We start from the raw sequence: 17,849 nt of genomic DNA on the forward strand, positions 1-17,849 counted from the left end.
GCGGCGCGGGAATGTGTTCAATATTTTAGACGTTTTCACATCCTAGGCAGGCTTGCCCGCTACGGGCAAGGCCTTTCGCCTGGGGCCACTGCACCTGCGGCAATAAGGCGACAGTGGCGCCGCCCGTCGCGGGCAGCCGGTGGGGTCAACAAGGAGAGGCTAAGGATGTAAAATGCTGCCAATGTATAATAAATGAATTGCGTGAGTGATAAGGATGAGTATGGAACAGGATGGAGCGCCGCCGTCTAGGCCGCCGCACACGTGGCGCAAGCGCCTGGTCGGAGCCGCTTTGGTGCTGGTTCTCGCCTGGGGGGTGCTGATTGCGATGGCCCCGGGCCTGGTCCGGCAGGCTGCTCAAAATTGGGCGCATGGCATCGGGAGGCAACTGGAAATCGGCGCCATCCATATTCATCCGCTTTCCATGTCGGTGGAAGTGGAGGGCATCCGCCTTGGCGATCGCGACGGCACGTCCTTGCTGCGGCTGCGGCGCGTCTACCTGCGACCGGCTCCGAGCGGACTGTTGCTGGGTCGCTGGCGGGTGAAAGAACTGCGCATCGAGGCTCCCGAACTCAATGTGATTCGTGATGAGCGCGGCTTCTGGAACTGGGCCCGCTTTATCGCCGAAGCCTCCGGCAAGGCGGCGCCGCGCACCGCCGACACCCGGATGCCGAGCATCGTGATCGATTCTTTCCAGTTATTGTCCGGCCGCATCCACGTGGTCGATTCATTCGAAAATCCGGGGCATGCGATCGATATAAAATCGCTGGACCTGGTATTGGCCGACATCACGACCCTGCCCCGGGCAGGCGGTTTCCACGTACTGGCCAGCCTGGCCGGCGGCGGGCATCTGGACTGGAACGGCAGTCTTCAGCTGCAGCCTCTGGAGTCGAGCGGCGAGCTCGAACTCGAAGATTTGCCCCTGGCCAGCATCTGGCCCTATGTGCATCCCTTCCTCAAGCTGGCCACGCCAGCGGGAACGGTCAGTGCATCCACACGCTATGTCTTCGATCTCAAGGCACGGGTCCCGCGCCTGAGTCTCAGCCCGTTCAACTTGAATCTGGATGGACTGGGTCTGAGCGATCCGGCGGCCAGACAGTCGCTGGCGCTGGAGCAGCTGCGTATCGACGATGGCATTTTCGACCTGCAGAAGCACTCGGTCTATATCAAGAAAATCGTGCTCGACGGCGGTCGCCTCAGTGCCTTGCGCCGCCGTGACGGCGTGATCAACTGGCTGGCGGCCCTGCCTGCCGGCAAGGACGCCGACGCCGCAAGGCCCTCGGCGGCGCCTTCGCCATGGAAACTGCGCATAGGCGAGATCGCACTGAGCAACTGGCATGCGCATCTGATCGACCAGCGTTTCCTCACGCCGCTGGCAATCGACTTTACGCTGCCGAACGCTCGAGCCGGTTTCCAGCTCGACCCGGCCAAGGGCTTCGCTTTGAGCGATGCCAGCGCCGAGTTGACGGGGCTGGGACTGGGGAGCGAAGGCCGGAAACCCGTACTCATGCTCGAACGCGCGACCCTGGCTCCGAGTCAGGTTCTGCAACAGGGCTTCCGCATCCAGGCCGGCGATGTGCGCCTCGACGGTCTGTCGCTGAACGCCGAACGTAGAGCGGACGGCGTCATCGACTGGCAGCGCCTGCTGCGGCAGGCGCCGGCTCCTGCTCCCTCCCGTGCCGCAACGGCTGGTGGCCCGGCCTGGCAACTGTCCTTCCCGGCGTTGACCTTGAGCCGAGGCCGTCTGCATCTGCTCGACCGCGCCGCACCGACCCCGGTCGCGCTGGTGCTGGACGATCTGGGGGCCGAGCTCACGGAGGCCGGCGGCGATTTTGACATCCGGGCGCAAGGGCGCATGCAGAGCGGCCATTTCGAGACGCAGATGCGTTTCGATCCACGCGCAATCGCCCTCCAGGGAACGCTTAAGGTAGACCACCTGCCGCTGCCGCCACTGGCGCCCTACGCGCTCGGGCATGGCCCTCTGCGCTTGAAGCAGGGACAGCTGTCTGCCGCTCTCGATCTGAGTTGGAAACGTGGAGGCAGCTGGAACGTCGGCGGCCGTGCCGCGATCGATGCCCTGTCCCTGCAGGAACCGGGGCAGCCGCGTCCGCTGGTGGCCTGGACGAGTCTGTCGCTGGCCGGGATCAAGGCCGGCTCGATGCCGCTGGTGTTATCAGTCGACGATGTGCGCCTGGCCCGACCCGTCGCGCGTCTGATGCTGGATTCGCAACGCCGCTTGAACCTGGTCCGCCTGTTCGCGAGCGATCGCGCGCCGGGGACGGCACCGGCCGCCGCAAGCAGCACGAGCGCTTTGCCGCGCATCGACGTCAGGCGCATTCATGTGCAGGGCGGCGATATCGACTTCGCCGATCTTGGGATGACGCCCGCCTTTTCCACCAGCATGAAGAATCTGCGCGGAAGCATCGACGGCATTTCCAGCCGACCGGGCCGTCGCGGCAGCATTACCCTGGACGGCGACGTGGACGAGCATGGCGACGTCAAGGTGCGCGGCGCGCTTGCGCCTTTTGCCGTGGCCGACGACAGCGATATCGCATTGCGCTTCCGCGATATCCCTTTATCCAGTCTCAATCCCTACGCGATGAATCTGGCCGGATGGAAAATCACCGACGGCAGCCTCGGCGTCGAGCTGAACTACCATCTGCAGCATCGCGCGCTCAGCGGGGACAATCGCGTCGTCATCAATTCGATCCAGCTGGGCGAGGAAGTGACCACCCCTGGCGTCAGCCATCTGCCATTGCGTCTGGCGGTGGCCCTGCTCGAGGACAGCGACCGCCGCATCGATTTGCAACTGCCGGTGAGCGGGAATCTGGACGACCCGCACTTCAGCTACGGTCATCTGGTGTGGCAGGCGCTGGTCAACGTGGTCGAAAAAGCGGTTACCGCGCCGTTCCGCGCCTTGAGCGGCCTGTTGGGCAACGGCGGTTTCGATGCGATCAGCTTTGTGCCGGGCGAGGCCAGCGTGGCACCGCCCGAGCGCGAAAAACTGCGGCAGCTCGGGCTGATCCTTGCCAAGCGGCCGCGTGTGTCTCTGGATCTGTCCGGAGGCTACGATGCCGAACGCGACCGGCAGGAACTCGCGCGCGCGCGTATCGATCTGGCGATCCTGAGCGCCTCCGGTCGCGCGCCCTTGCCGGGCGAGCCGCTGGCGACACCGGACTGGCAGGAGGCCTCGACCCAGGCGGCAGTGAAATCGGTGTTTGCTGCACGGCGCGGGCGCCTGCATTTGTTGACGCGGACCTTGTCGCCGTCCGGTCCGGCTGGCGGGCAACTCGCACGCGCATTGCGCGACGAGATGATCGCGGCCGAGCCGGTGGACCAGGCTGCGCTGCTGCGGCTCGCACAGCAGCGGGCCGAGGGGGCGCGCCAAGTGTTGCTCAATGACAACGCCTCGTTCTCCACGCGCGTCCATGTCCTTGCGCCCAAGCCCAGCCGGGCCGGGGCGGACGGCATACCGTTGCTTATGGGGCTCACCGGACAATGATTTAACATTGTTGCTCCGGTTCAAGAGCGTATAATCCCATATTCGGTGTAAAAAAATGATTTCACCTACTATATGTAGTAGGTGGAGCGGTTTTCGGGGAGTGCCGGAGTGAAACAGGAAAACGTGGCGGAGTCGATGGAACAGGATATTTCGCGTGAAGTTCTGCTCGAAAAATATGCCAAGGGCGGTGAAAGCAGCGTGCAGGAGGTCCGTCGTCGCGTCGCGCGGGCGCTGGCCGCGATCGAGAAGGAGCCGTCACGCTACGAGCAGGCCTTTTTTGAAGCGCTCGAGGGCGGTTTCATCCCTGGCGGGCGCATCAATTCCGCTGCCGGCACCGATCTGCGTGCCACGCTGATCAATTGCTTCGTTCAGCCGGTCGGAGATTCGGTCAGCGAACCGGTCGGCGACAAGGTGGGTATTTATACCGCACTGCTGCAGGCGGCAGAGACGATGCGTCGCGGCGGCGGCGTCGGCTACAACTTCAGCCGCATCCGCCCGCGGGGCGCGCATGTCAAAGGGACCAACAGCCGCGCTTCGGGGCCGGTATCGTATATGCGCGTCTTCGATCGCAGCTGCGAGACGGTCGAGTCGGCCGGCGCACGGCGCGGTGCGCAGATGGGCGTCCTCGACTGCAGCCATCCCGATATCGAATCCTTCATTCACGCCAAGGATCAGGGGGACCTGCGCAACTTCAACATTTCCATCGGCGTGTTCGACAGCTTTATGGAGGCGGTGGAAGCCGATGGCGAGTGGGAGCTGGTGCACGAGGTCGAACCGGCCAGCGATGCCTTCCCCGGCCACTATCGTCGCGACGACGGCTTGTGGGTCTACCGCAAGGTGCGCGCACGCGATCTGTGGCGTCAGATCATGGAGTCGACCTACGACCATGCCGAGCCGGGCGTGCTGTTCCTGTCCAAGATCAATCGCGACAATAATCTGTCGTATTGCGAAACCATCGAGTCGACCAATCCCTGCGGCGAGCAGCCGCTGCCCGATTACGGCTGCTGCGACCTCGGTTCGATCAATCTGACCCGCTTCGTGCATCATCCGTTCTCCGACAAGACCCGCTTCGATTTCAAGGCTTTCGATACCGTCGTGCGCAACTCGGTGCGCATGCTCGACAATGTGCTGGATCTGACCGTGTGGCCGCTGCCGGAACAGGAGCGCGAGGCGCAGAACAAGCGCCGCATCGGTCTGGGCTTCACCGGTCTCGGCGATGCGCTGATCATGCTGCGGGTGCGCTACGACAGCGAGGCCGGTCGTGCCCTGGCCGCCCATATCGCCGCGGCGATGCGCGATTCGGCTTACGCTGCCTCGATCGACTTGGCGTGCGAGAAGGGGGCCTTCCCCTTGTTCGATGCCGAGCGCTACCTGGCGGCCCCGCATTTCGCCAGTCGCTTGCCCGAGGCGCTGAAGGCGCGCATCGCCGAGCACGGCATCCGCAATTCGCATCTGCTGTCCATCGCGCCGACCGGCACCATCTCGCTGGCCTTCGCCGACAATGCCTCGAACGGGATCGAACCGCCATTCTCCTGGTTTTATACCCGGAAAAAGCGCATGGCCGACGGCGGGACCCAGGAATATCTGGTCGAAGACCACGCCTACCGGCGTTACCGGCTCGATGGCGGCGATGTCATGGCTTTGCCCGACTACTTCGTCTCGGCGCTGGAGATGAGTGCGCTAGATCATATGCATATGGTGGCGGCGGTCGCTCCCTATATCGATACCGCTATTTCCAAGACCGTAAACGTGCCGGCCGACTATCCGTTTTCCGATTTCGAGAATCTCTACCTCGAAGCCTGGCGTGCGGGTCTGAAGGGGATTACCACCTACCGTCCGAATGCGGTGCTCGGCTCGGTGTTGTCGGTCGAACCCGCGCGCGCGACGCCGCAGGACTTGTCGGCCAGCCAGGAGGGCGACCCCGACCGCCGCATCACGCTCAACTCGGCACCGAGTCCGGCCTTGGCAAGCCTGAAGTGGCCTCATCGTCCCAAGCTCAAGGATGGCAATCCCTCGTGGACTTATATGGTCGAACATGAGAGCGGCGACTTCGCCGTCGTGGTCGGGCATGTGGAAAACGGACATGCGCAGCCGTTCGAATGCTGGGTCAACGGCAATGAGCAGCCGCGCGGCCTCGGTGCCGTCGCCAAGACACTGTCGATGGACATGCGCTGCCGCGACCGTGCCTGGCTTGAGATGAAGCTGAGCTCGCTGGCGCGCACCTTCGGCGACAAACGCTATGCACTCGAGCTCGGCGACACGGTTCTGCATGCTTCGAGCGCGGCATCTGCCCTCGGCCAGGTCGTCCGCCATCGCGTCGAGCAACTGGGGGCCCTGGCGGCGCAGGACGGCGACACGACGCCGGTGATGGATGCCATGTTTGCGCGCAAGGAACCCAAGTCCGGCGCCGACGGCACCATGAGCTGGTCGGCCGATGTCGTCAATCCGCAGACCGGCGACGACTTCGTCCTTTTCGTCAAGGAACTGGTGTTGCCGAATGGCCAACGCCGCCCGTTCTCGATGTGGATGGCCGGCAGCTACCCGCGCGAACTCGACGGCCTGTGCAAGATGCTGAGCCTGGACATGCGCGTGATCGATCCGGCCTGGATAGGCATGAAGCTGCGCAAGTTGCTGAATTACGCCGAGCCGCAGGGCGACTTTTTTGCCCGCGTGCCGGACAGCGACAAATCGCAGAGCTGGCCGTCCACCGTCGCCTATCTGGCGCGGCTGGCCATCCACCGCTATGCGATGCTCGGCCTCCTGACCGAAGAAGGCTTCCCGGTCGAGGATATGGGGGTGATGGTGCCCGAGCAGGGCGATCTGTTCGATGCGAGCCAGGTCGAGGCGATGCGCCCCTTGCCCGGCCGGCCCTGCCCCGAGTGCGGCAACCATGCGCTGGTCAAACGCGACGGCTGCGAATTCTGCACCGCCTGCGGCCATGTGGGAGCATGCGGCTAGCGTGCGAGTTGCACCGTAAGTTGAAAGTCCGTGTCTGACGCGGGTTTCAGAGGGTAGTGCTGAAATTTCGGTCAAAAGACTTGCATCATTCAAGGCCGTTCCTCTCTCAGGGGAACGGCCATTTTTCTGGCCGTGACACACCATCGCATCCAGCACCTCCTGGCTATCTCCGGTTTCGCCGGTCCGGCTGAAGGCGCTGTTGAGCCTGCGGTCAGGCAGATCAACGCCCTCGGTCGCGATTCAGTACGCGCTGAATCAATGGGGAGCGCTGACGCGATATAAGGTGCTGATTTTTATCAGTATCGAGTCGCAGTATATGCGTCCACGCGCATCAATCGTCCATTTTCAGGCTCAGTGCGCGTTCGACGCGGCGATCGGGAACGAGCCAGAGCATGGCCACGGCGACGATGCAGGCCAGCCCGGCCAGCGGCTCCCATAGCCAGGCGGCAGCGATGCCTGCCAGGTACAGCCCGAGCGAGACCTTGCCTTTGACATCGCGGGAGATGGCGCGTGCGAGCACGCTGTCGCGACCGTGGTGGCGGATAAGCCGGTTTTGCAGAATGAAATACGCCTGCGCGCATAGCAGCAGGTTGACGCCGTACAGCACGGTTGGCCAGCGCGCGAAATGGTTCTCGCCGACCCAGCCCGTCGTGAACGGCAGCAGCGACAGGCAGAACAGCAGCAACAGGTTGGCCCAGAGAATGCTGCCGCTGACCGACTCGACGGCCTGCATCAGGTGATGGTGATTGTTCCAGTAGATGCCGACGTAGACGAAGCTCAGAATGTAGCTGAGAAAGACCGGCCACAGCGGTGCGAGGACGGCGGGAGAGGCGCCGTGCGGCACCTTCAGTTCGAGAACCATGATCGTGATGATGATGGCGAGCACGCCATCGCTGAAGGCTTCCAGCCGGTTCTTTCCCATCGCGTGCGTTGCCCGTCTCATGAGTCCGCCCCTGCTGCGGGGCCGGCACGTCCTGACAAATGCCCTCTGCGCATGGATCTCTCCCTCCGTCCTCATCATAGGATGGAAACGGCAGCCGTCGCTATCGCTCAGCGCGCGGCTTCGAATCCGCTCAGGACATTCACCGCGTTGACACCGATATCATCCACCCAATAACCCCCTTCCATTACGAATAGCGTCGGCCTGCCGATGGCGGCAATGGCCGCGCCCATGCGCAGATAGTCTTCGTTGCCGAGTTTGAAGTGGCTGATCGGATCATCCTTGAAAGTGTCGACGCCCAGCGATACCACCACTACATCCGGAGCGTACGTCGCAATGGTGCGCCCTGCATGCTCGAGCGCCGTTCGATAGCCGTACCAGTCGGTGCCGTGCGGCAGAGGGTAGTTGTGGTTGAAGCCCTCGCCCGGGCCGTGGCCCTTTTCGTCGGCATGGCCGAGGAAATAGGGATAGGAGCGTTTGGGGTCGCCGTGGATGGAGGCAAACAGGACATCGGGGCGCGAGTAAAAAATGCTCTGGCTGCCGTTGCCGTGGTGGAAATCGACATCGAGAATCGCGATGCGGCGGGCGCCGGCGTCGAGGCCGGCTTGGGCGGCGATGGCGGCATTGTTCAGGTAGCAATAGCCGCCCATGTATTCGGCGGCGGCATGGTGACCGGGCGGGCGACACAGCGCAAACGCGCTGTCTTGCCCGCCCGCGCTCAGCCGGTCCATGCCGGTCAGCGCCAGATTGGCGCTGCCGCGCACCGCCTCCCAGGTGCCGGCGGTGATGGCCACCCCGGCGTCCATCGCATAGAAACCGAGTTTGCCATCGATGTACTCCGGCTCGATATCGCTACGCATATCGCGAACCGGCCAGATCAGCGGCAGGGCATCGTGCCGGCGTCCGGTCGCGCTCCATTCGCCCCAGGCCTTTTCCAGAAAGCGCACGTAGCGCGGGGTATGCACGCGCGCATAACGCTCGGCCGGATAGTCGCCCGGCGGCAGTACCTCGCCCAGACCCTGCTCCCGCACCCGGGCAAGAATGGTCTCGGCCCGGCTGGGCGTCTCGAAACAGGGCATCAGTACGCCGTCTTTCAATTCGGTCGCGTGATGGAGCTGGTGGGCGGGACTATAGAATGTAAGCATGGGGACGCTGCCTGCCGTTGCGGGAAAGATATAAGTATGGCCCGGCCGCGAGGAACAGGTATTGCTATTCCTTTCGCGCTGACCGTATTCTGTGAGAACAATAGACTCTTTAGAATGCCAGAATGAGCGCAAACAGACTCGTACAGCAACTTGATGCGACCGATCTGACTATTTTGCGTCTGCTGCAGCAGGACGGCGCCCTGTCCAACCCCAAGCTGGCCGAGCAGCTGTCCTTGAGCGTGACGCCCTGCTGGCGCAGGTTGAAGCGTCTCGAAGGCGAAGGGTATATCAAGGGGTATCAGGCCAATCTCGATCGGCGCAAACTGGGCTACGATGTGCTGGCCTTTGTCCGGCTGGGTTTTGCCGTGCACACCGACGATGCCCCCAATCGTTTCGAGCAGATCATCCAGGCCTATCCCGAGGTTCTTTCCTGCCACAAGATCACGGGTGACGCCGACTATCTGTTGCAGGTCGTGACCGTGAGCCTGGATTCATACAGCGATTTCGTCGAGCAGGTCCTGCGCAAAATTCCGGGGATTCATTCGATTCATTCCAGTCTCGCGCTGCGGGAAATCAAAGCTTCAAGCCGTTTGCCGCTGCCTGGCTGATCCCCGTCCGGGCTACGCAGGCGTAAGCGTGGTCGTGGCGGGCTGCAACGATGATGATGATAGTTCGCATTTTTCCGTAAATATTTATTTTGCATTTAAACGTACGCTCTCAGCGGCTGACAGCGCTGTCAGCCGCCGCGTTTTTACCTGTTATTCTGTCTTATTCTCCTTTTTTTCCTGTTTTTCACCTGTCCTTAAGTATTTCTCAAGCTTTCGCGCGACAAAACGATAAAATGTTAAGTAGTATGAAGACTACAATACAAATGAAGTACCCATTGGTGATAGCGCAGACGGCACGTCCTCCGGGGGCGGCGAGTTAAGGCACACTCTCCGGGTTTGCGCAGCCAAGGCGTAACGATTCAAGCCTCGTCCGGAACGGGGCATGTTGCTCATCGACAATAAAACCGCAGGCCGGCGGTACTCGGGGGCGGGGTTGCCCGGGGGGAGCCGGATACGGCGGGGAAGGAGGGAGACCGACTCATGCGCTCGTTTTTCAAGTATTCCGGTTTTGCCGTGCTGTCGGCACTCTGCCTGGCACGGGCGGTCGCAGCCGAAACCGTGATCACCAATCTGGCCAATGAACCGAAAGAGCAATTGGCCTTGTCCGTCCTCAAACTGGCCTTGTCGAAGTCGATGCCGGGGGCCCGCTTCCAGTCACTGCCTCAGTTTGCCGAACAGGCGCGGGCGGTCGAATACATCAAGGAGGGCAAGATGACGGTGATGTGGGCCGGCACCAAGCCCGAGTACGAGCAGGAACTCATTCCTGTACGCATTCCCATAGAAAAAGGCATGCTCGGGTATCGGATTTTCATCATCCGCAAAGGCGATCAGCCGAAATTCGATCAGGTGAAATCGCTGGAAGATCTGAAGAAGCTGCGGGCGGGGCAGGGACGGTTCTGGGGGGATACCGCCGTGCTCAAGGCGGCCAATCTGCCGGTGGTGACGCCGGTCAAATATCCGAACCTGTTTCCCATGCTCGAGGGCGGCCGTTTCGATTATTTTCCGCGTGCGGTGCATGAGCCCTGGTCCGAAGTCGAGCAGCATAAGGCGCTGAATCTGGAGGTAGAGAAACATATCCTTCTGGTCTACCCGTTTGCTATGTATTTCTTTGTCTCCAAAGACAAGCCGCAGTTGGCCGAGGCCATCCGTAGCGGCTTCGAAACCGCGATCAAGGACGGGAGTTACGACAAACTGTTCTATGGCAACCCGCTGGTCGCCAATGCGCTGGCCCAGTCCCGCTTGAAAGACCGGTTGGTGATCCGCATTCCCAATCCGTACATGTCGGCGCAGACGCCGACCAATCGTCCGGAGTTGTGGCTGAATATCTCCAAATACTAAAGGCTGATCTGGGCAACCGGTTGTGGTCACCGCGAAAGGGTACATCATGAATATTGGAGCAAATTCGATCAGCGCCCGTCTGATCCGTACTGTCAGCCTGGTCGTTGTCGTCATTACCGTGCTGGTGTTGGGGGGAGCTTATGTCGTGGTCTCGCAGCAGTCGCAGCGCGACCTGCACGTGAAAATGAACGAAAGCTCCGACGTGCTCGGCATTGTGCTGCGAGACCCGGTGTTTACCTATGATGGGGGGCAGATCAACACCATTCTGGCTTCGTTCATCAAACAGAGTCACATTTATCACCTGCGTGTCACCGATCAGCGCGGCAAGGTGCTGGGCGAGATGAAGCAGGAGCAGGCGGTGCCCGCCGATTCGCTGCAGGCCCAGACGATCAAGCTTACCGGCGACGATGGCAATGCGCTGGGCGAAGTCAGTGCCGATTTCCGCACCGACTCGGTCGGGGCGCAGGTTCGCAGCACCTTGCTCTATGTGGTCGTGGCAGTGCTGTGTGCGCTGGCCGGCGTCATGTTCAGCCTGACCGTGATGGTGCGCGCGCTCGTCACGCGGCCCGTGGCGCGCATCAATCATGCGCTGGGGGAAATCGCCGCAGGGGGCGGCGACCTGACCAAGCGCCTGGTCATTTCCAGCCATGACGAGCTGGGCGAACTGGCCGGCAGCTTCAATCGCTTTATCGAGAATCTGCACCGCCTGATCGGGACGGTCATCGGTTCCGCCAACAAGTTGTCGGCCGCCGCCGACGGCCTGGCGGCGCGCACCAGCGAGGTGTCCGGCGCGAGTCGCAAGCAGCTGGAGGGGGCACAGGAAACCGCTTCGTCGCTGAACGAGATGTCGAGCGTCGCGCTCGACGTCGCCAGCAGCGCCACGCGCTCTGCCTCGAGCACGCACGAGGCCAAGCAGCAGACCCAGGCAGGGGTCGGTGTGGTGACCGATACCGTCGAGCAGGTCGGTCAGCTGGGAAGCGAGATCACCGAAACCCGCGAGCGCATCATTGCGCTGCGCAACGACTGCGACGCGGTAACCCGCGTTCTCGATGTGATCCGCAGCATCGCCGACCAGACCAATCTGCTGGCGCTGAATGCCGCGATCGAAGCGGCGCGTGCGGGCGAAGCCGGTCGCGGCTTTGCCGTGGTCGCCGACGAGGTGCGCAAGCTCGCGCAGATGACGGGCGCGTCCACCAGCGAAATCGCGGCGATGCTCGACAAACTGCAAGGCGCGGCGCGCAGCGCCGGCGAGGCGATGGATCGCAGCCACGAAAGGGTCGAGTCGACGGTGTTGCGCTCGCGCGAAGCGGGGGCCTCGCTGCAACATATCCGCGACAATATCGATGTCATCGACGACATGAATGTGCATGTCGCCGCCGCCGCCGAGGAGCAGAGCCGAACCATCAGCGGTATCAGCGCCAATGTCGAGGCGATTCAGCATCTCGCCCAGCAAGTCAACGAGATGTCGGCCGCCGCGCACTCGGAAAGCAAGGAAGTGCTCAGCATAGGCGAGAGCCTGCGCGGCGCGCTGGGGCAGTTCCAGCTATAATGACAAGGGAATGACGGGACGGATGAGACCGTCCCGTTACGGTCGGCACCCCGCCATCGACTTGCTGGCGGGAATGCCCATCGTGCGAGGAATGCCATGCGCCGTCTGCCGTGTGTTGCCGTTCTGCTATGGCTGGTCGCGGCCGTGCCTGCGTATGCCGCCGGCTGCGGCCGGCTGGTCATCTCGGCCGATCCCAGCTATCCGCCGCTGCACTGGTACGATGGCGAGGTCTTGCAGGGGGCGAGCATTGCCGTTGCGACTCGCGTGTTCGACGATCTGCATGTCCCATACCAGGTGCGCTATGTCGGTCCTCTGAAGCGCGTGCTGGCTCTCGCCCGCAGCGGCGATGTCGATGTTGTCGCCACCCTCAAGATCACGCCCGAGCGCACGGCTTTTCTGGCGTTCGGCGTCCATCCCGCCCTCAGCAATCCGGTGGTGGCTTTTGTCGATGTACGCCGTCCTTTTCCTTTCCGCGATCGCAACGATCTGATTGCGCGGCGCGGGGCCATCGCACTGGGTAATGTATTCGGCGGAGGCTTCGACGAGTTCATGCAACGGCGCTTGCAAGTGACCGAGACCTCCGATCTGAATCAGCTGTTCAAGCTGCTGGAGTATGGCCGCGTCGACTATTCCGTCATAGGGCTCTATCCGGGACTGGCCTGGATGGCGGCGCAGCACAAGCTGGGCCATTTCACTGCCCTGCAGCCGTATCTCACCCATGCCGATAACTACGTCGCTTTTTCGCGCGCGAGTCCCTGCCTGAAATGGCTGCCCGCCTTCGACCGCCGCTTGGGCGAGCTGAGCCGGCAGGGCATTTTCGCCCACGTCAGCAACGATTACCTGGCGATCTGGGCCAAAAAGCCGGTTCTGGGTGAACGCGACGGACCGTGAAGCGGGGGGGGCGCAAATGCTATTGCGAATCAATATCATTTGTACGATACTCAGTATAGCCCCACGCTCAACGGAGTGCGTCATGAGCCAGAACACCTCCTCAGTCCTTTCCCTGCCTGGTGGACGTCTGCGCTTTTTCGCCGTAGCCGGCCCCGGCCTCGCCGTCATGCTGGCCGATACGGATGCCGGCGGCGTGCTGACCGCGGCACAGAGCGGGGCGCAATGGGGCTATTCCCTGCTGCTGCTCCAAGTCATTCTGATCCCCATTCTCTATATCGTGCAGGAGCTGACCGTGCGCCTCGGGATCGTGACGGGCAAAGGCTATGGCGAGCTGATCGGCTCCCAGTTCGGACGAGGATGGGCCTGGTTGTCGGCGGCGACCCTGTTGCTGGCCTGCCTCGGTGCCCTGCTATCCGAACTCGGCGGGCTCGCGGGCGTGGGGCAGATGTATGGCGTTCCGGTCTGGTTGTCGCTGACCCTGGCCGTGGGGGGGCTATCCCTGATGGTGCTCACCGGTTCCTATGCTTCGGTCGAGCGTATTGCACTTGCTCTGGGCGCGTTCGAACTCGTCTTTGTTCTGGTCGCCTGGCAGGCGCATCCGGCGGCGGCGGACATGGTGGCGGGGGCTGCGCGCATGCCGCTGCATGATCCAGGCTATCTGTTCATGGTCGCGGCCAATATCGGCGCGGTCATCATGCCGTGGATGGTGTTCTACCAGCAGTCCGCCGTCGTCGAGAAAAAACTGGGACTGGCCGATCTGGGTGCGGCGCGCTGGGATACCGCCATCGGCGCGGTGCTGACTCAGGCCATCATGGCCGCCGTGCTGGTGGTGACCGCCGCCACGCTCGCGCATTCAGGCCGGCATGTGGCGCTGGACTCGGTCGGCGACATCGCGGCTGCCATCGCCCCCTTCCTGGGGGTTGGCGGCGGCAAATTATTGTTCGGCATGGGCATGAGCGGCGCATCGCTGATCGCGGCCATCGTGGTGACGCTGACCGCGTCGCGTGCGCTGGGCGAAATCCTCGGCTATCGCCACACCCTCGAGCACTCGCCGCGGCAGGCGCCTGTGTTTTACGCCAGCTATATTCTGGTGCTGACGGTGGCCGCGCTCGCGGTCGGAGGCGGGGCGAATCTGGTGGCGATAGGCGTCGGCGTCCAGGTGATGAATGCCATGTTGCTGCCCATCGTCCTGGGTTTTCTGTTTCTGCTCGCGCGGCGCCTGCCCGGCGCCTACCGCCTGCGCGGGGGCTACGCCGTGCTGGCGGGCAGCCTGATCGCCGTCACGGTGGGCTTGGGGCTCTATGCGGCGACCGTGGGGCTCGTCCTGCGCTGAAGCGCGAGGCGGGTGCGGCAAGCTGCCGCATTCCGCGCGCCGCCGCCTGCCTCTAGGCTGCAATCATCAGCCGGGCGGCGAGTCTCCGGCTTCATGCCCGGCCTTCCTCTCCAGGGAACTCATGCTCCGCTGCGCGGAGTTTTTTCCTGTCTTGCCCGTCGCCTGCCATTGGGCGGATCGCCGCCACCGCCTGGCCAGGGGATGGCGATATGCCATATGCAAGTTCGGCGATTTGCGCTACCTTGTGCTCTGGACATTATCGGGAGTGCGCCATGCCCGCTATCCATGACATCGAAGATCTGCGCCGTCTCGCACGCCGTCGCGTGCCCAGGATGTTCTACGACTATGCCGACTCCGGCTCGTGGACCGAGAGCACGTATCGCGCCAACGAACTTGCATTCAAGTCCATCCTGTTACGGCAGCGCGTGGCGCGCAATATCGAACACCGTTCCCTTGAAACCCGCATGGCCGGCATCGACGTAAGCATGCCGGTGGCGCTTGCGCCGACCGGTCTGACCGGGATGCAGCATGCCGACGGCGAGATTCTCGCCGCGCGTGCGGCGGAAGCATTTGGCGTCCGCTTTACCCTGTCGACCATGAGCATCTGTTCGCTGGAGGATGTGGCCGCGCATACGAGCGGGCCGTTCTGGTTCCAGCTGTATGTGATGCGCGATCGCGCGTTCATGGAAAGCCTGATCGATCGCGCGCGGGCGGCAGGGTGCGATGCGCTGGTGCTGACGCTTGATCTGCAGATACTCGGCGTGCGGCACAAGGATGCAAAAAACGGATTGTCGGCGCCGCCGCGGCTGACGCCGGCCACGCTGCTGCACCTGCTGACCCGGCCGCGCTGGTGCGCGGGCATGCTCGCGACCCGGCGGCACGGCTTCGGCAATATCGTCGGGCATGTCGAGGGCGTGGAAAACATGGCTTCGCTGGCGGCCTGGACCGCGCAGCAGTTCGATCCTCGTCTGAGCTGGGACGATATCGAGTGGGTCAAGCGGCGCTGGGGAGGGAAGCTGATTCTCAAGGGCATTCTCGATGCGGAAGACGCGCGCCATGCACTCGCCAGCGGTGCCGATGCCTTGATCGTCAGCAACCACGGTGGCCGCCAGCTCGATGGCGCACCGAGCTCGGTCGCGGCTTTGCCCGCGATCGTCGATGCGGTGGGTACGGGCATCGAAGTCTGGCTGGACGGGGGCATCCGCTGCGGACAGGATGTCCTCAAGGCCGTGGCGCTGGGCGCCCGCGGTACGATGATAGGCCGCGCCTTCCTCTATGGGCTCGGGGCGCTGGGGCAGGCCGGCGTGGATAAAGCGTTGCAGATCATCGCGCGCGAACTCGACCTCAGCATGGCCTTCTGCGGCCATACCGATATCCGTGCCGTGGGGCGCGACATTCTTGTTCCCGGCAGCATTCCGCGTTAGGCTGCGGGCGGGATGCGGCCCTCGATCGGCATGCCGGCGACGACATCCCAGAACGCCAGCATCAGCGGCGATGCTTCACCGGGGGCGCGGATCAGCCCTATCTGCCAATAGGCGTCTTCGGCATCAAAAGTCCGGATGTGGAACTGGTGCTCGCCGACGAGGGTCGAGGCGGGGACGATGGCCCAGGCGACGCCCGCTTCGACCAGTGCCAGCACCGATGAAAACCCGGGTACGGTATCGATGGTGGCAACCGAAATCCCTTGCCGGGCGAGAAAACTCATCGCGTGATCGTGGAAACCCGGCGAACGGGCGCGGTCGTGCATGGCCAGCGGCAGGTCGGCCAGTTGGGCCAGCGGTGTCTCGGCATGGTAGTCGGCAGGAAAGATGGCGACCAGAGCTTCGCGTATCAGGGGCGTCGCGGGCCAGCCCTTGGGTTCCGGCAGACGGCAAAAACCCAGGTCCAGCCGCCCTTCGTTCATGGCGTCGACCTGGTGCCGGGCCGACATTTCCAGCAGCTGGATCTGTACATGCGGGCGCGTGGCACGAAACGCCGCGATCGCACGGGGCGCCAGAATGCGGGTGGAGGTGCCGAAGCCTATGCGCAAGGTGCCTTCCAGCCCCTGCGCGGCCAGCGCGGCGCGCTGCGCGAGACGGTTCGCGCTTTCGACTACGGTCCTGGCGTCTTCGAACAGCACGCGTCCGAACGGCGTCAGCCGTGTCGCAACCGGGCCGCGCACGAACAAGGGCAGGCCGTACTCGGCCTCCAGCCGCTGTATTTGTTTGCTCAGCGCCGACTGGGTGACATGCAGTCTTTCCGCCGCCAGGCGAAAATGCAGAACGTCGGCCAGCAGTACGAAGGCGCGTAGATCACGCAGTTCCATCATTCCCCCCCGGAATCGTTTTATCTATTATATAGCGTTTGACGGAATGGTGCGCCGCTTCAAGAGCCATCTTTACCCATTTCGGGAGGGGATGCCATGAGACGAATCGCAATTGATATGGACGAAATCCTGGCCGCTATGCTGAGCAAGCCGCGGTGCGGGCTGGAACAGGCTGCAGGCAGCCTCTTGCCGCGGGATCTGCGGCCCGGTGAAACGCTGAATGCCGTGCCGGGGTGCGTTGCTTTGCGGCCGGCGAGACCCGCGCCGGCGTTTTGTGAACCGCAGGGCTCAAGTCAGCGGCTCTGCCCTATGCACGGGCTTGACCCGGGCGGCCCACAGCACCCCCGCGAGCAATAGCGCGATACCGAGCAGGGTTGTTCCGCCCGGCAGGCGGCCGCGCAGCATGAAAGCATAAGCCAGCGCCGCCAGCGTTTCGAATACGATCAACTGTCCGGCCAGCGCGGTGCTCAGCCGCTGGCTGGCTTCATTCCAGCACCAGGTTCCGAGCCAGGAGGCGAACAGGCCGATGGCGACCATCAGGCCGATAAAGCGCAGCGGCTGCGGGCCGAAAGGCATGGCGAAATCGTCGGCGCGCAGGCTATTGAAGCCCCACAACAGGGCGTAAGCGGCGAGAGCGAGCGGCAACGTTGCCACCCCCTGCGCGGTGGCCCAGGTTCCGGGGGGGCGCTCGGGGTGGGCACGCAGCCAGTCGGCGTTGCGCAAGGGGTACCAGGTCCAGCAGGCGACGGCGGCCAGGGCCAGCATCGCGCCGAGCCAATAGGCATGGGGCGCGGCGTGCGTTTCGTGGCGCAGCGCGGCGAGCTCGTCCCGGTTCACGCAGGCAATTCCAGCGGCGATCAAGAACAGCGAAGGTGCGAGCCTGGCCCATGGCAGATGCCCATCGCGCTGTGCGTTGCGGACATTGGAACAGATCGATATGAGCACCGGCAGCGTGCCGACTATCATGGTCGGCAGCGGTCCGCCCGCCCGCTGGATCGCGCCGGCCAGGCACAGATAATAGAGCAGGTTGCCGATGGCGCCGAGTTTGAGCGCTTCCAGCCAGTCGCTCCGCGTCAGACGGGCGAGGGCGGCACGGTCCAGCCATGCCAGCGGCAGAGCGATGAGACCGAAGGCGAGATAGCGCCCGGCCGACTGTAGCGCGGCGGGGTAAGCGGGCAGGAGCAGCGGCCCGATGAACACCCATCCCCACAGCAAGCCTGCCGCCAGAGCATACGCAATTCCTGCCGACATTCCCGGCTCCCCCGATTTGAAGACATCCATTC

12 protein-coding genes are annotated in these 17,849 nt (G+C 63.3%); 8 read left to right on the forward strand and 4 right to left on the reverse strand.

The genetic code is table 11. The annotated features are described in order from the left end of the window. The first annotated feature begins 220 nt into the window (after positions 1-220). Together G520_RS20905 and G520_RS0100355 are read left to right on the forward strand one after the other, a co-directional pair. Positions 221-3,499 (forward strand): DUF748 domain-containing protein, encoded by a 3,279-nt coding sequence (locus G520_RS20905; protein ID WP_051228750.1) that lies wholly within the window; start codon positions 221-223, stop codon positions 3,497-3,499. A 108-nt stretch (positions 3,500-3,607) separates the two neighbouring features. Next, positions 3,608-6,457: an adenosylcobalamin-dependent ribonucleoside-diphosphate reductase gene (locus tag G520_RS0100355; protein ID WP_028533940.1), complete on the forward strand. Its 2,850-nt coding sequence runs from the start codon at positions 3,608-3,610 to the stop codon at positions 6,455-6,457. Positions 6,458-6,788: 331 nt separating this feature from the next. On the opposite strand, the gene G520_RS0100360 is transcribed toward G520_RS0100355, so the two are convergent. Continuing rightward, entirely contained in the window at positions 6,789-7,400 is a 612-nt protein-coding gene (locus tag G520_RS0100360; RefSeq protein ID WP_246542740.1) for a TMEM175 family protein, read from the reverse strand. Positions 7,401-7,507: 107 nt separating this feature from the next. Beyond that, entirely contained in the window at positions 7,508-8,542 is a 1,035-nt protein-coding gene (locus G520_RS0100365; RefSeq protein WP_028533942.1) for a histone deacetylase family protein, read from the reverse strand. Between the two features lie 122 nt (positions 8,543-8,664). On the opposite strand from G520_RS0100365, the gene G520_RS0100370 reads away from it, so the two are divergent. The 6 genes from G520_RS0100370 to G520_RS0100395 all read left to right on the forward strand — a co-directional run bounded on the left by G520_RS0100370 (position 8,665) and on the right by G520_RS0100395 (position 15,685). Next, the gene (locus tag G520_RS0100370) at positions 8,665-9,150 is read left to right on the forward strand and encodes an Lrp/AsnC family transcriptional regulator (protein ID WP_028533943.1); all 486 of its coding nucleotides are present in this window, start codon (positions 8,665-8,667) and stop codon (positions 9,148-9,150) included. Positions 9,151-9,630: 480 nt separating this feature from the next. Next, complete coding sequence (locus G520_RS0100375; RefSeq protein ID WP_028533944.1) at positions 9,631-10,488, forward strand: transporter substrate-binding domain-containing protein; 858 nt, start codon at positions 9,631-9,633, stop codon at positions 10,486-10,488. A 46-nt stretch (positions 10,489-10,534) separates the two neighbouring features. Beyond that, the gene (locus G520_RS20910; protein WP_051228752.1) at positions 10,535-12,037 is read left to right on the forward strand and encodes a methyl-accepting chemotaxis protein; all 1,503 of its coding nucleotides are present in this window, start codon (positions 10,535-10,537) and stop codon (positions 12,035-12,037) included. Between the two features lie 96 nt (positions 12,038-12,133). Beyond that, complete coding sequence (locus G520_RS20915) at positions 12,134-12,928, forward strand: substrate-binding periplasmic protein (protein ID WP_036664910.1); 795 nt, start codon at positions 12,134-12,136, stop codon at positions 12,926-12,928. An 82-nt stretch (positions 12,929-13,010) separates the two neighbouring features. Continuing rightward, a complete protein-coding gene (locus tag G520_RS0100390) occupies positions 13,011-14,261 on the forward strand; it encodes an NRAMP family divalent metal transporter (RefSeq protein WP_036664912.1) in 1,251 nt (416 codons plus the stop codon). A gap of 272 nt (positions 14,262-14,533) precedes the next feature. After that, positions 14,534-15,685: an alpha-hydroxy acid oxidase gene (locus G520_RS0100395; protein ID WP_028533946.1), complete on the forward strand. Its 1,152-nt coding sequence runs from the start codon at positions 14,534-14,536 to the stop codon at positions 15,683-15,685. Here G520_RS0100395 and G520_RS0100400 read toward each other — a convergent pair. Then, positions 15,682-16,569, reverse strand: a complete 888-nt coding sequence (locus G520_RS0100400) for a LysR family transcriptional regulator (protein WP_211222723.1) — start codon at positions 16,567-16,569, stop codon at positions 15,682-15,684. The genes G520_RS0100395 and G520_RS0100400 overlap by 4 nt on opposite strands. A gap of 285 nt (positions 16,570-16,854) precedes the next feature. Then, complete coding sequence (locus tag G520_RS0100405; RefSeq protein WP_028533948.1) at positions 16,855-17,817, reverse strand: DMT family transporter; 963 nt, start codon at positions 17,815-17,817, stop codon at positions 16,855-16,857. Between the last annotated feature and the right edge of the window lie 32 nt (positions 17,818-17,849).

The organism is Paludibacterium yongneupense DSM 18731, assembly GCF_000422925.1.
In the GTDB taxonomy this organism is placed as follows: domain Bacteria; phylum Pseudomonadota; class Gammaproteobacteria; order Burkholderiales; family Chromobacteriaceae; genus Paludibacterium; species Paludibacterium yongneupense.

What these genes read in the sequence shown, in the direction of transcription:
- G520_RS20910 (WP_051228752.1), top strand. Translation starts at nt 10,535, where the DNA reads ATGAATATTGGAGCAAATTCGATCAGCGCCCGTCTGATCCGTACTGTC.
- G520_RS0100360 (WP_246542740.1), bottom strand. Translation starts at nt 7,400, where the DNA reads ATGAGACGGGCAACGCACGCGATGGGAAAGAACCGGCTGGAAGCCTTC.
- G520_RS0100370 (WP_028533943.1), top strand. Translation starts at nt 8,665, where the DNA reads ATGAGCGCAAACAGACTCGTACAGCAACTTGATGCGACCGATCTGACT.
- G520_RS0100365 (WP_028533942.1), bottom strand. Translation starts at nt 8,542, where the DNA reads ATGCTTACATTCTATAGTCCCGCCCACCAGCTCCATCACGCGACCGAA.
- G520_RS20905 (WP_051228750.1), top strand. Translation starts at nt 221, where the DNA reads ATGGAACAGGATGGAGCGCCGCCGTCTAGGCCGCCGCACACGTGGCGC.
- G520_RS0100395 (WP_028533946.1), top strand. Translation starts at nt 14,534, where the DNA reads ATGCCCGCTATCCATGACATCGAAGATCTGCGCCGTCTCGCACGCCGT.
- G520_RS0100375 (WP_028533944.1), top strand. Translation starts at nt 9,631, where the DNA reads ATGCGCTCGTTTTTCAAGTATTCCGGTTTTGCCGTGCTGTCGGCACTC.
- G520_RS0100390 (WP_036664912.1), top strand. Translation starts at nt 13,011, where the DNA reads ATGAGCCAGAACACCTCCTCAGTCCTTTCCCTGCCTGGTGGACGTCTG.
- G520_RS0100400 (WP_211222723.1), bottom strand. Translation starts at nt 16,569, where the DNA reads ATGATGGAACTGCGTGATCTACGCGCCTTCGTACTGCTGGCCGACGTT.
- G520_RS0100405 (WP_028533948.1), bottom strand. Translation starts at nt 17,817, where the DNA reads ATGTCGGCAGGAATTGCGTATGCTCTGGCGGCAGGCTTGCTGTGGGGA.
- G520_RS20915 (WP_036664910.1), top strand. Translation starts at nt 12,134, where the DNA reads ATGCGCCGTCTGCCGTGTGTTGCCGTTCTGCTATGGCTGGTCGCGGCC.